Genomic DNA, 13,275 nt, shown 5'->3' with positions numbered 1-13,275 from the left:
TGCGCCTTCTTTCTTATTCTTCTTCTAGTAAATGTTCAATATTAGTTTCTAGTGAATGTAATACTTCCTGAAAAATCGCTAGCTTTTCCTGCTCAATTCCGTTAACGATTTTTGTGAAGATTTCCTCGATAAAATGGGTCAGTTCTTCAACTAAAGCTGTTCCCTTTTCGGTAATTTCAATTAAAAAGGAGCGACGATCCGTCGGATTAGGAATTCTTCTTACTAACTCTCGCTTTTCAATTAGATCTAAAATTTTCGTAAGAGTCGCCTGATCCTTATCTGTTTTAATAGACAATTCCTTTTGGGGGATTTGACTGGATTCATGTAATGTCCGTAAGACAGCCCATTGCTCAGTTGTTATATGATATGGCTTCAAATAATGATTGATAATGCGCGTCATTTTTTTACTAAGACGAACTGATGCAGAGCCAATAAATTTATCCATCGACATAGGTGATTCCCTCCACTTGAACAATATGCTTATTATAACCCCTATTTTAGTTTGTGTAAATATAGTTTGTACAAAAACTATATTTTATTGATTGCACGGGATTGGGCTTGGATTGCACGGAATCCAATGGGAAATGCGTATAATTAGTGGTTAATTGCGTATTTTCCAAAACAGGTCACTTTCAAATACCTATTTCAGGATAAACACAAAAGAGGAGAAAAACGCCCCTACGTTTTTCTCCTCTTCCTCTTATCTTTGTGTCTGTAATGATATTTCAGCTGTTTCATGACGAATGGTAGCTTGTGCGGCTGCGAGTCTAGCGAGTGGCACACGATAAGGTGAGCAGCTCACATAATCAAGACCTGTGACATAGCAAAATTCAATCGAACTCTTTTCTCCGCCATGCTCGCCACAAATTCCTGTCTTAAGATATGGCTTTGTTGCCCTTCCAAGCTTCACGCCCGTTTCAACCAGCTTTCCAACGCCATCTTGGTCGAGCACAGCAAACGGGTTTTCCGGCAACACTTTGTTTTCTATATACGCCTGCAAGAACTTCCCTTCCGCATCATCACGACTATAGCCAAACGTCGTTTGTGTTAAATCATTGGTTCCGAAAGAGAAGAAATCGGCTTCCTCAGCAATTTGATCAGCAGTTAATGCTGCACGTGGAATTTCAATCATCGTACCGATTAAATAATCAAACTCCTTCCCTGTCTCTTCTTGTACCTGAAGAGCGGCATCAATCACCAGCTGACGCATCTCTTTCAACTCATTAACATGACCCACAAGCGGAATCATAATCTCAGGCTTCACTTCAAGTCCTCTATCAGCTAAATTTGCAATCGCATAAAATATTGCTTCTGCCTGCATTTCGTAGATTTCAGGATAAATCATCCCGAGACGACAGCCACGGTGGCCCAGCATTGGATTGAACTCATCCAACTGACGAACCTTTTTCAACAATTGTTCTTTTTCCATCAATTCAGTAGAACTCGGATCAAGAATCTGTAGCTTCGTTACCTCAACTAACAACTCCTCTTTATCTGGTAAAAATTCATGTAACGGTGGATCTAACAAGCGAATCGTTACAGGAAATCCTTGCATTGCTTCAAATATCCCTTCAAAGTCTCCCTGCTGCATGGGTAATAATTCAGCTAGCGCCGACTCACGTTCTTCCAGGTTAGACGCTAAAATCATTTTTTGCACAATCGGAACGCGCTTGGCATCCATAAACATATGCTCCGTTCGGCATAATCCAATTCCGCCTGCGCCAAATTCAAAGGCCTTTTTCGCATCCTCTGGATTATCCGCATTGGCACGAACTCCTAATTTCCTAGCTTCATCCGCCCATGCTAAAAGCAATTGAAACTCCTCTGAAAGCTGTGGTTCAATCATTGGAATCTCACCAAGCATGATTTCACCGGTTGCTCCGTCAATCGTAATCATATCACCGTGATTCACAACAGTATCGCCGATTCGAAATTGCTTTTCCCTTAAATCAATTTTCAATGCTTCACAACCGCAAATACAAGCTTTTCCCATTCCCCTGGCAACAACAGCAGCATGACTCGTCATTCCTCCACGGCTTGTTACAACTGCTTGCGCCGCGATAATGCCATGGATATCATCTGGCGTCGTTTCAGGTCGAACAAGGATGACTCTTTTTCCATCATTCCCTAGTTGTTCCGCTTCATCTGCATCAAATACGACAGCTCCGGTCGCAGCACCTGGTGAAGCTGGCAATCCTTTGGCTAACTGATTACGTGGATAAGACTCATCAATTCGTCGATGAAGAAGCTGATTTAGTTGATCAGGATCAACTCGAAGAAGCGCCGTCTTTTTATCTATAATCCCTTCCTCCACCATTTCAACTGCAATTCGAATCGCAGCTTGTGCCGTCCTTTTTCCCGTCCTTGTTTGCAAAATGAACAGCTTTCCTCGTTCTACTGTAAATTCAATGTCCTGCATATCGTGATAATGCTGCTCTAGCAGATGGCACGTTTCCGCGAATTGTTGAAACACCTCTGGCATTTCATTTTCAAGGGTCGCAATTGGTTGTGGCGTACGAATGCCAGCGACCACGTCCTCCCCTTGGGCATTAATTAAGTATTCTCCGTACAGAACATTTTCACCAGTTGAAGGATTTCGTGTAAAAGCAACGCCAGTTCCTGACTCGTTTCCTGTATTTCCGAAGACCATACTCTGAATGTTAACTGCAGTACCTAAGTGGTCCGGAATCTTATTTAAACGACGGTACACAATCGCCCGCTGATTGTTCCAAGAATCAAACACACTATTAATCGCAAGAAATAACTGTTCTTTTGGTTCCTGAGGAAATTCTTTTCGTGTCCGGTCTTTGACGATTTTTTTATAACCAGCAATCACCTCTTGCCAATCTTCTGCTGATAACTCTGGGTCAGATGTGTATCCATGCTTTTCTCGATATTCTTCTAAAAGCTGTTCAAAGAAAAAGACATCCACATCAAGGACAACATCGGAAAACATTTGGATAAAGCGGCGATACGAATCATAGGCAAAGCGCGGATTGTTTGTTAGCTTGGCCATTCCCTCAACTGTTTCATCGTTCATTCCTAAATTCAAAATCGTATCCATCATTCCTGGCATCGAAAAAACAGCACCTGAACGAACAGAAACAAGCAATGGATTGGATGGATCGCCTAGTCGTTTCTCAGTTGTTTGTTCAAGTCGGGCCAACGCTTGTAAAATTTGCTCCTGTACGTCCGGAGAAATCTTTTTCCCCGCATCATAGTAAGCATTACAACTTTCTGTAGATATCGTAAAACCGAAAGGAACAGGTAGCCCAATCGAGGTCATTTCGGCAAGATTGGCTCCTTTTCCCCCTAGTAATTCCTTCATACTGCTGTTTCCTTCATTGAACATATAGACGAATTTTTTCATTGTAAAAGTTCCTCCCCATGTTATCTTTTCAGTATTTTTAAGATGGAATCAGCAGTTTCTTCGATTGCTTTGTTCGACACATTGATGACTGGACAGCCGATTCTTTTCATGATTTTTTCAGCGTACTCTAATTCCTCTAGAATTCTTTCAAAGCTTGCATAGTTCGCCTCAGAAGTTAATCCAAGGTTCTTCAGTCTTTCTTTTCGAATGGAATTCAGCTTATCAGGACTTATGATAAGACCCACGCATCTACTTCGTGGAATTTTATACAGCTCCTCTGGTGGTGCCACCTCAGGTACTAATGGAACATTCGCAACCTTGAATCCTTTATGCGCTAGGTACATGGATAATGGTGTTTTTGACGTCCGCGACACGCCAATCAGAACAATCTCAGCACGAAGCAATCCCCGAGGATCGCGGCCATCATCGTATTTCACCGCAAATTCAATTGCTTCAATCTTTTTAAAATAGGAATCATCTAGTTGTCTCATCAGCTTTGGCTTATTTTTCGGACTCTTATTAAAGGTTTTACTAAAGGCGGTCATCAACGGACTTAATAAATCCACGGTCACAAGCCCTTCCTCTTCGGCCCTTTTATCGAGATATTCCTTAAGAGACGGAATCACTATGGTGTAAGCAATGATAGATGGAACGTCATTCGCCATGACCAATACATCGTCGATATCAGCGAAATCAGCCACAAAGGCATTCCGTTTTACTTCCACAAAACCACCATTAAATTGTGTAGCCACAGCTCTTACGACTAAATCAGCTGTTTCTCCAACTGAGTCTGACACGACAAATACTGTTTCCTTTCCTTCCAAGATCCCAATTCCCTCCCATATCCACCTGAATAATGATGTTATATATCTGTGTCCACTACTAAATGTGTTATACTTATTAATATATAGTATATTATATTTATGTTCAATTTGGAAAATAGTTTTTACTTTTTTTATGACAAAATTAAGAAAATTCGATGCAACGCAAAAAAGCTCCCCCTCAAGCAACATGTGTCTTCTTGAGGGGGAGCTTTTCGATATTAACATCTTTGGAGACCCAACCATGACATCACCAAATTAATTTTCACTATTAGTCTCGATTAGGAGCTAACACGAGAATAATGATTTTTAGCGATGTGTGTTTGTTCCGAAGAAGGAATTAATTCACATGGTTAAAATGGAATTCAAACCCCTTAATGAAACAATCTTATCGGATTAGCACCGATTTAAGCTCTTTATTCCTTTATCCGGATTATGAGCATCTTCGCAAATGTATTCATTTTTGAAGGATGGTGAGATACCGAATGAATACCATACGTTTTTACCATTTCAATTAAATTTATGGTTGTGATCCACTTCATCTACGTACAAGAATTATAGGTAGATGATTATTTCATTCCCAGTCACTCAATTGAAAAGAATTGTATGATATTTTACCCTTCAAAAACTAGAACACCTGCTCCACCTTCCCGAACCAAAACTAGGAATAACCTTTAATACTCGTTCACAGTCGGAACGAACACGAATGGTTGAGCCTCCAAAGATGTTAACTTTTATCTCTTACACTTATATTATAACAAGTAATTTTTAGAATTATCGGAATTGTTTTGACAGAACTGTGAACTTTTTGGAAAAAGCAACGGGATGAAAACTTAATAGGTTCCGTTTTTCGCATCAAGTCTCGAAAGCGGCAGTTGGGGGTTATGGTTAAGCACCTGGTTCGAATTATAGACGGAAAAGTTCCGCTTAATTAGAAATTAGTATTTAAAAAGGCTTATATAGACGGAGAAATTACGCTAATTGGCTCGAAAAACTTCAAAATGAAGGATTTTTCTTTGTATAATCGGAAATACTCCGCTTATATATCCCGAAACGAGCTCCATTCTGTATATAACCGGAAAATCTCCGCCTGTTTTCCTATTCTGGTTATTCGACTGAGGACGTGAAATCATATTTAAAAGAGTGTGAACGGAACCCTTTCATCCAATTGCAAACATATCTAATGCACACCATTCTTCGGATCCCATGATTCTTGAAGCTTACGTATATAAAGAATTTGGCCGGTATGATATAACGCGTGATTCGCTAGATGAGCAATGTCTGTTGACCATTTCCTAATCGTTTGTTCATCCGCTGCCGCGACCGTTTCCTTCCATTCTGTCATCAGATTGGTGATTCTTGTAGTCGTCTCAGACCAAGTGAGTTCCTCCAAATTATTGAATGACTCATCATTATTTTCGACTACTTCTGGGTTCGGTATCCCTTTGACTTTATTCAAATATCGCTGATTGTAATAAATAAGGTGGTTTATAATTTCAAAAATCGAATTGGTCGAACCTGTTGGCTTCCATTGCGCCTCTTCCTCCGTCAACCCATCAAGTGAATTGAGCAAAGATACAAACCATGTATTCTGATCATGACAAGCACTTAATTGCAGTAACAAAATTTCTTTAGCATTCATTTTCATGTTCCTCTCTATTCGAATTTTTTCTTTCCCATAACACTTCTATTTATTTCTCGATTTCCCTCCCTAGAACATAAAAAAGAGCCTGGAGAAAACTCCAAGCTCATTTTTGATTAAAGATATATTCGACGTCATCATCTTTTGCTTCGATTTTAAGGTTGTACTCATCGATGAACCATGCATCTTTATCATTAAAGAAAAATGTAATTCCTTCGACTTCATCCTTCACCGCAATGTTTCCTGCTTTTCCGAATGAAATACCTAGAAAGTAATTCGGATGGACAGTCGGAATACCACCATATAATTTCACAAAAAATTGAACGTAGTCGCCTTCTTGTAAGTCCATTTCTTCTTTATACCACTTAGCTGCTTCTTGACTTACAGTAAAACTCATATTTTTCACCTCATTGATTGTCTGCTACTTTCTATTATCCAACTTATAAGGTGATTTTACTACTATTTCGCCTTAATTATGCCAAAGTAGAAGATTCTTCAATAATTGCTAAGCGCTCTTCTACTTGTTCAGGAGTTAACCCATGTTGGGCAACATAACGATTTCTTGGATGAACGCGGCATTCATGTGAACAACTACGTAAATATTTGTGTTCATTTTCTTCTGAGCTAAAAATTTTATCGTTACACTCAGGGTTTGCGCAATTCACATAACGCTCACAAGGTTCACCAGTAAAATGGTCGCGCGCCACTATAACATGCTCCACACGGTTTACAGGAACAGCGATACGCTCATCGAACACATAGCATTGTCCATCCCATAATTGACCTTGTACTTCTGGATCTTTCCCATAAGTCACGATTCCACCATGAAGCTGACCTACATCCTCAAAGCCTTCACGTACTAACCAGCCAGAGAATTTTTCACAGCGAATACCACCTGTGCAATAAGTTAGAACTTTTTTACCTTCAAAATTCTGCTTGTTTTCGCGAATCCACTGTGGAAGCTCACGGAAATTTCGAATATCTGGTCGAACCGCACCACGGAAATGACCTAAATCAAACTCATAATCATTACGCGCATCGATTACAACTGTATCAGGATCCTGCATAGCCTCGAAAAATTCTTTCGGACTTAAATGCTTTCCAGTAAGTTCGTTTGGATTAATGTCATCCTCTAAACGAAGCGTTACTAATTCATTACGTGGACGAACGTGCATTTTCTTAAATGCATGACCTTCTGCTTCGTCAATCTTATAGACCATCTCTGCAAAACGAGGATCAGCCTTCATTGCTTCCATATATTTTTCAGTTGCTTCAAATGTTCCGGAAACAGTTCCGTTAATTCCTTCATGAGCAACAAGAATTCTTCCCTTTAAACCTAGTTCCTTACAGAACTGAAGATGCTGTGCAGCAAACTCCTCATGGTTTTCAATTGGGACATACATATAATATAACAACACTCGGTATTGTTCTGTGTTTTCCATTTTTAAATCACCTTTCTGAAATAGATCTATATCAAAGGCATTTCGCCTCATAAGAAAAGCGCAAGGCGCCCGCCTATCGGCGACAAGCATAAGACGAGCCGGCGTAAAGGTTGTTCTTTAACCTTCTCGACGGATTGGCTTATGACCAAGGAAAAAGCGTACTATCTTTTTCATTCGAGCCGTTGGCGCCTGGAGCTAGACAATTCTCAAAGTAGAGATTTACACTTTCTTATATTACAAAAAAGCAGTACCTTTCCATTATAACGGAAAGGTACTTAAATGTTCACTTATAAAATTCTCCAGGAATTTTCCCAAATTTTCTTCTATGGTATAATAGCGGGTCCTTGTTCTCATTAACGATGTCGATTACTTCACCGATCAGAATCATATGGTCTCCTGCTTCGACCGTTTTATAAGTTTTACATTGTAGTACACCTAGTGCTCCCGAAATAATGGGAAGATTGTGTTCGGAAGTTTTCCATTCACAGCTGCCAAATCGGTCCGTACCTTTCATGGCAAAAAGCGAGCAAATATCGCTTTGATCATCTGCTAATACATGCACCGCAAATTTATCCGTATTAACAAACTGTTCATAGGAAGAAACTTTTTTATCAATCGACCAAAGGATCATCAACGGGTCAATCGATACAGAAGCAAAGGAGTTCACCGTTAGCCCAAGCGGGGTTCCATTTTCATCTATTGTCGTGACAACCGTAACGCCCGTGGGGTAATTGCCCATTACGTCTTTAAAGGTTGAAACTTGATCCATATCCTCAACTCACCTTTCTATTCTTTATAGATGCGCTTTACACGCTAATCACATTGTTTATATATATTAACTATTATGGCGGCTTTTTCTAGGTTTGTCGAATATCTGGATTCATTCATGAAGCTGCTTCTTCATTTTTTCCAACAGCGCTTCAGAAGTCTCAGCTGTCACAAACTCACCATTGATCATGGCGTAAGGTGCTTTCTTGCACTCCTTACACTTACTTTGACATTCATATTCTTTATAGTTCACATTTTTCTCGTTAAAAAAAGCATTGTATTTCGGGAACGTTTCTTCTGATAAAAAGCGATCGAGATTTTTTCCACAAAATTCAACAGTTAGCTTTTTTTCTTTCGAAAATAATTTAAATAGTTTCACGGACTACATCCTCTGTTAATCTTGAATCAATTTATTTATTCACTAATGGAGCTAGCTCTAAACATTAATAGATCGGATTTTGACGAATCCATTTGGTCGCCACCCATTTTTCCCCGACTACAACGGGAATGCTACTATGTACGGACAAACGATCGACTTGATTTTGGCTGTTCGTATAGTGAAAATAGACAGCCGAGCCTTTTTTCGGAACAATCGAGACACCAGCCTTTGGAAAAATCGTTTCTCCACCTTCTTCTACATCATTTAAGTAGAGTAATAGAGTTCCAACACGTTGTCCACCTTTTTTCTCATCGACTTTCCCAGAAGGAAAATAGTCAAAATGAGCCTTATACTCTTCTCCCACATGATAGTTCAGCACTTGGAGTCCTTCACCATTTTCAACCGGATACTGAGTAAGTTCTTCGAATCTTTTTTCAAGCTTTGTGACGAGATCATTTTCATGAATCGTATAATACATGCCTTTACTCGTTCGACCAGGTGCTACTCTTTCTTCTCCCGTTACCGAATCTACCACTCGTGACGGCTGTAATCTCTCTTTTGATAAACTGATTAGTTCATCACATTCATCATCACTTAGAACATTGTCCAAATGAAGGATGAACGGCTTTTCAATTCTTGCAAGCACCTTAATTTCACGGTCACTTGTATAAATCGTATTTCCTCTTTGACCAATCGCGGGTATTTCATATTGATATGGGAGCTCACTCTTTGCTTCAGGCGACTTTACTGCTCCATTTCCAACAATCTGAAAAAGACTTTCGTAAGCATACCTTGGATTAAAACCTTTTTTCACAAGGGCATCTGCTATGACAACCGGACTAACTCCACTATTAAGAGTTGTAATAATCCACTCTTTTAGTTCATCGGAGATTTGTTTGATGGTTCCCACCGCTATTCCTCCTCACAGGCTTGCAAAATTGAAAAATCTAACACAATTTTACCATATTCAGAAAAATTAGATGCAGTTAAAGCTTTGATAGCTAAATACCATTTCTGACAACAAAAAAACAAGGTTTGTAGTAGATTGTTCAAACCTTGTTTTTCATAAAAATCACAAGCACAATAACTCTTGCACTTCATTGATCTTCAATTTAGAAATATAAGCGTTCTTATTAGTCCCATAAAAGAATGCAAGATATGTCTCACCAGATGCCTCAATTTTTGCTACTTTTCTCAAGTTTACTAAATAGGAGCGATGTGTTTTGAAAAAGTTCTTCGGCAAACGTTCCATAAGGTTTTGCAGAGGATCTGACGTTTCAAATTGTTCTGACTCTGTATGAATAATGGTTTTTCTTCCTTGTTTTTCAATGAAAAGAATATCATCTAATAAAATGTATAAATAAGTATTATTCGACTTTATAGCAAGTTTACTAAAATTTTTGGGTGCTGAAATCTCAACTTTTTTCTGATACCCAATCATCTTTTTTGCCTTTTCCAAAGCAATAAATAAACGTGTTCTTTCAATTGGCTTTACTATATAATCTACCGCTGATAAATTAAATGCCTCGATGGCAAAATCATCGTGCCCCGTCGTAAAAATAACTTGTAAATTAGGGTGAAGTTCTTTACAAGCTTTTGAAGCTTCAACCCCATTTAAGTCTGGCATACTAATATCCACTAAAGCTAAATCGGGCTTTTCTTTCACAACCAATTGAATGAGTTCTTCTCCCGTTGTTGCTTCCCCAATGACTTCAAATTCAGGCAAAAGTTTTGTAAAATGCACTAAAATGGTTCTGGAAGAGAGGTCATCATCTGCTATTATCACTCTTATTTTCTCCATGTACATCTCTCCCCTTGTTTTGTTCATTATATGAAAGTACCCTAGAAAGTCCAAATACCGGACCTAAGTACATTCATTTTCAGTAAAATGAATATGAATTATTCATCGGATGAATATCCTTATCCTTATTTTGAATGAATTGGTTGATTCTAAATATCCCCACGTACTCCTATTCCTACAGTTCTTATAAAAATAGGAGACTCTTCCTATTCTTAAAATAACCATTTAGGATCAAAGAAAGCGATCTACATTAAATAGATCGCTTTAACCGCTCTTCTTTTATATCATTGGATTAATATATAGGAGAATTAAAGCTAGTAATATCCGCCTTACTATCGAATACTTTCAGAAGAACCATCGTAATATCATCTTTTTGTGGAACCCCTGATGTAAAATGGTTAATTGTGTCAATTACCGCTTTTTCCACTTCCTTGACATCTTTTTCTTTACACTGCAACAAGGTCTCTTTAAGACGTGTGATTTGATATAGTTCCCCTTCTTTATTTTGGGCTTCAATAATGCCGTCCGTATAGAAAAAGACCATATCTAAATCTTCTAGTTGAATGGATTTCTCATGATAAATTTGATTAGGGAGACCTCCGACCATAATTCCTTTTACTTTCGGAAGTTCTTCAATCGTATTACTTTTTCCTCTTATACACAAAGGAAGATGATGCCCTGCGTTCGAATAAGTGAAAGTTCCAGACTTCGGATCCCAATCAGCACAAAACAAAGTAACAAACGATTTTAATGTCCTTAAATCCTCATATATCGCTTGATTCATGGCTGTTAACGTTTCACCAGGACCTTGTGTACTTTCTGCTGCGCTTCGAAAAGCTCCCCTTGTCAAAATCATCAGCATCGCAGCTGGAATTCCTTTTCCCATCACATCGCCAATGACAATACGAATTTTCCCATTAACCAATGGATAAAAATCATAATAGTCTCCACCAATCAGCCTTGCAGGCAAAGAATTCCCGGACACTTGTCCTCCCTCAACCTTTGGAGTCTTTCCATTTAAAAGAGCCGTTTGAATATTCCTTGCAAGATTTATTTCTCTCTGTAAGGATTTTTCAAGTTCATTTTCAGGAGTACCTTGATCAAAATGAAAGGTGAAATTATCAAAATACATCAAATGTCCTCCTTATGAATTTCCTCTAAAATATGGTATAATCCCACCGTTTCAAATACTTGGTGTGTCATTTCATCGACACCATGAAAAGCTAGTTTGAAGTTCTTCTCCTTAGAAAGATAAATGGCATTCATGATGGAACCAATTCCTGTTGAATCAATAAATTCCAACTCACTAAAATCAAAAATCAGCCTCTCAATGCTATCTAGTTCCTCTAAGTAAGGTTCAATTATACTACTAGTAGAAATGTCCAAAATCCCTTTTAACTTTAATGTCTTTGTCGAGCCAGTTTGTATTCTTTGAATGATTAACTCCATTTATACTCCTCCCCACTTAGAGCTTCAACCTACTCATTTGATGCATCAAGTTGCTGGCAATTTCAGAAAGCTCTTGAGATTGGCCATACAACGATTGTAGTAAATCAGATAATGTTATCGTTGTATTCGTAGTTGCAGATGTTCTTTCATTGGCTACTTCGCGCATTTTGTCCATTTTAGCAAGGATGTCTTTCACCTGGTCATTTGAATTATGTGGTTCTAGGAAGTTCTCTACTGAATCCAAGAACTCCGTGATTTCGAATAATTGTTCTCTTGCCTTCATGGTCGTTTCTGTTGAGAGTGTATATATTTTCTCGACAGACTGTGATGCTTCCTCTTCTAATCCTTCAGATAGCATCTGTGTTTTACTTGCTTCCGTCTCAATTTCTTTCACCAATTGATTTAAATTATTCGCCATCTGGTTCAAATCAGTTGAAAGTTTCGTTAGCTCAGTTCCATCATTGACATCACTTTCCGCGGTTAAGTCTCCCTCTTTTAATAAATCAATTTGAGAAGTTAACTTTTGGATATTGATATAGATTCTATTAAATAATTGATAGATTAAGAGGAAAATACTTACAATCGCTATAATTCCCGTTACAATCAAAATAATGGATTGTTGATGTAAAGGTGCTATTATTTTTTCATAATCGAATGCAATATGAATAACCTGCCCATTCTCTTGCGGCAAGAATAACTTATAGACTTTCTTTCCATCAATCTTTTCAACAAATTTTTGGATCTTTGGGTTCTCTACCATCTTCTTCAAAATCTCTGCATCATTTTTTGTTTGATATTGAAAATCTCCATAAACAATTTTCTTCACCGGTGGCCAATATTGACTTTCTAACTCCGGGTTTTGAAAGACTTTTGGATCTAAGATGGAAATATCCTTAACGAAAGGATTTTCCTGCTCAATGTCTTTAATTATTGATTCTGGTCCAACACTTTCCGTAAATTGGTATACCTCATCTGCAGCAATATAAGGATTTAGAATATAATTTGTCCCTTCTTTATGAAAATAAGCATATTTGAAAAATACTGGTTTGTCTTGATAGGTTCCAGATTGCATAATGGGCAAAATAACTAGCCCTTTATCGGAGTATAATCCAGGAATTTGGATATCTTCTCCCATTAACACCTTTTCAGTTTGTTGATAAACCATATCACCGAAACTCCTCGTACTAAAGCCGATTTCATTTGGATCAGTAGATTTCACAACAACAATGTCATTATCCTTTTTCTCTAAAATTGATAAACCAGCAAGATTTAAGTTATCTTTAATCTTGATTAGTTCAGTATCCGAAAGCTCTTCAGCATTTGATTCATCAAGAATATCTCCAATATACTGTAGATATCCTGCCATTTTTAGATCTATTTGATGTTCGATACTTTTTGAAGCCAAATCGCTTCCATTTAGACCTTTATTAATACTATGGGAAATTAAAGTCGTTTGAGTATCGAGTTCATAATTAACTTGTTCTTTCATCAAGTATAATTGAACACCGCTTGATATAATTGAAATAATTACCATTATCCCTAAAGTGCGTGTTAAGAATTGCTTCCTTAGTGAAACTTGTTTTTTAGTCATCTGCTCACCTCA

Annotated in this window: 13 protein-coding genes; all 13 read right to left on the bottom strand. The window is 38.1% G+C overall.

The window, feature by feature from the left end:
* Nucleotides 1-13 precede the first annotated feature (13 nt).
* Nucleotides 14-451 (bottom strand): MarR family winged helix-turn-helix transcriptional regulator, encoded by a 438-nt coding sequence (locus FA727_RS18215; RefSeq protein WP_136832968.1) that lies wholly within the window; start codon nt 449-451, stop codon nt 14-16.
* Nucleotides 452-700: 249 nt separating this feature from the next.
* On the bottom strand, nt 701-3,370 hold the full coding sequence (gene ppdK, locus FA727_RS18210; protein ID WP_136832967.1) for a pyruvate, phosphate dikinase: 2,670 nt from the start codon (nt 3,368-3,370) through the stop codon (nt 701-703).
* Between the two features lie 20 nt (nt 3,371-3,390).
* The gene (locus FA727_RS18205; RefSeq protein ID WP_136832966.1) at nt 3,391-4,194 is read right to left on the bottom strand and encodes a pyruvate, water dikinase regulatory protein; all 804 of its coding nucleotides are present in this window, start codon (nt 4,192-4,194) and stop codon (nt 3,391-3,393) included.
* A 1,177-nt stretch (nt 4,195-5,371) separates the two neighbouring features.
* A complete protein-coding gene (locus tag FA727_RS18200) occupies nt 5,372-5,833 on the bottom strand; it encodes a DinB family protein (RefSeq protein ID WP_136832965.1) in 462 nt (153 codons plus the stop codon).
* Between the two features lie 106 nt (nt 5,834-5,939).
* Nucleotides 5,940-6,230 carry a HesB/YadR/YfhF family protein gene (locus tag FA727_RS18195; protein WP_126405360.1) on the bottom strand — a complete coding sequence of 97 codons (291 nt, stop codon included), beginning with the start codon at nt 6,228-6,230 and terminating at the stop codon, nt 5,940-5,942.
* Nucleotides 6,231-6,306: 76 nt separating this feature from the next.
* On the bottom strand, nt 6,307-7,275 hold the full coding sequence (gene trhO / locus FA727_RS18190) for an oxygen-dependent tRNA uridine(34) hydroxylase TrhO (protein ID WP_136832964.1): 969 nt from the start codon (nt 7,273-7,275) through the stop codon (nt 6,307-6,309).
* Nucleotides 7,276-7,558: 283 nt separating this feature from the next.
* The gene (locus FA727_RS18185; RefSeq protein WP_136832963.1) at nt 7,559-8,044 is read right to left on the bottom strand and encodes a flavin reductase family protein; all 486 of its coding nucleotides are present in this window, start codon (nt 8,042-8,044) and stop codon (nt 7,559-7,561) included.
* 111 nt (nt 8,045-8,155) lie between these two features.
* Complete coding sequence (locus tag FA727_RS18180) at nt 8,156-8,422, bottom strand: DUF1450 domain-containing protein (protein ID WP_136832962.1); 267 nt, start codon at nt 8,420-8,422, stop codon at nt 8,156-8,158.
* A 64-nt stretch (nt 8,423-8,486) separates the two neighbouring features.
* Nucleotides 8,487-9,332, bottom strand: coding sequence for a 2OG-Fe(II) oxygenase (locus tag FA727_RS18175; protein ID WP_136832961.1), 846 nt, complete (start codon nt 9,330-9,332; stop codon nt 8,487-8,489).
* Between the two features lie 162 nt (nt 9,333-9,494).
* A complete protein-coding gene (locus FA727_RS18170) occupies nt 9,495-10,223 on the bottom strand; it encodes a LytR/AlgR family response regulator transcription factor (RefSeq protein ID WP_136832960.1) in 729 nt (242 codons plus the stop codon).
* Nucleotides 10,224-10,515: 292 nt separating this feature from the next.
* Nucleotides 10,516-11,355, bottom strand: coding sequence for a PP2C family protein-serine/threonine phosphatase (locus FA727_RS18165; protein WP_136832959.1), 840 nt, complete (start codon nt 11,353-11,355; stop codon nt 10,516-10,518).
* A complete protein-coding gene (locus FA727_RS18160) occupies nt 11,355-11,672 on the bottom strand; it encodes an STAS domain-containing protein (protein ID WP_136832958.1) in 318 nt (105 codons plus the stop codon). Before FA727_RS18160 ends, FA727_RS18165 begins: the two co-directional genes overlap by 1 nt.
* Nucleotides 11,673-11,688: 16 nt before the next feature.
* Nucleotides 11,689-13,263: a methyl-accepting chemotaxis protein gene (locus tag FA727_RS18155; RefSeq protein WP_136832957.1), complete on the bottom strand. Its 1,575-nt coding sequence runs from the start codon at nt 13,261-13,263 to the stop codon at nt 11,689-11,691.
* Nucleotides 13,264-13,275: the final 12 nt, after the last annotated feature.

This window comes from Robertmurraya kyonggiensis (assembly GCF_005116465.1).
Taxonomy (GTDB): Bacteria; Bacillota; Bacilli; order Bacillales; family Cytobacillaceae; genus Robertmurraya; species Robertmurraya kyonggiensis.
Note: the sequence above shows the minus strand (reverse complement) of the source record. Positions and strands in the feature narration are given on the sequence as shown.

Excerpts from the sequence above, each read along its gene's own strand:
- FA727_RS18215 (WP_136832968.1), bottom strand. The coding sequence starts at position 451 with ATGTCGATGGATAAATTTATTGGCTCTGCATCAGTTCGTCTTAGTAAA.
- ppdK (WP_136832967.1), bottom strand. The coding sequence starts at position 3,370 with ATGAAAAAATTCGTCTATATGTTCAATGAAGGAAACAGCAGTATGAAG.
- FA727_RS18200 (WP_136832965.1), bottom strand. The coding sequence starts at position 5,833 with ATGAATGCTAAAGAAATTTTGTTACTGCAATTAAGTGCTTGTCATGAT.
- FA727_RS18195 (WP_126405360.1), bottom strand. The coding sequence starts at position 6,230 with ATGAGTTTTACTGTAAGTCAAGAAGCAGCTAAGTGGTATAAAGAAGAA.
- trhO (WP_136832964.1), bottom strand. The coding sequence starts at position 7,275 with ATGGAAAACACAGAACAATACCGAGTGTTGTTATATTATATGTATGTC.
- FA727_RS18185 (WP_136832963.1), bottom strand. The coding sequence starts at position 8,044 with ATGGATCAAGTTTCAACCTTTAAAGACGTAATGGGCAATTACCCCACG.
- FA727_RS18170 (WP_136832960.1), bottom strand. The coding sequence starts at position 10,223 with ATGGAGAAAATAAGAGTGATAATAGCAGATGATGACCTCTCTTCCAGA.
- FA727_RS18165 (WP_136832959.1), bottom strand. The coding sequence starts at position 11,355 with ATGTATTTTGATAATTTCACCTTTCATTTTGATCAAGGTACTCCTGAA.
- FA727_RS18160 (WP_136832958.1), bottom strand. The coding sequence starts at position 11,672 with ATGGAGTTAATCATTCAAAGAATACAAACTGGCTCGACAAAGACATTA.
- FA727_RS18155 (WP_136832957.1), bottom strand. The coding sequence starts at position 13,263 with ATGACTAAAAAACAAGTTTCACTAAGGAAGCAATTCTTAACACGCACT.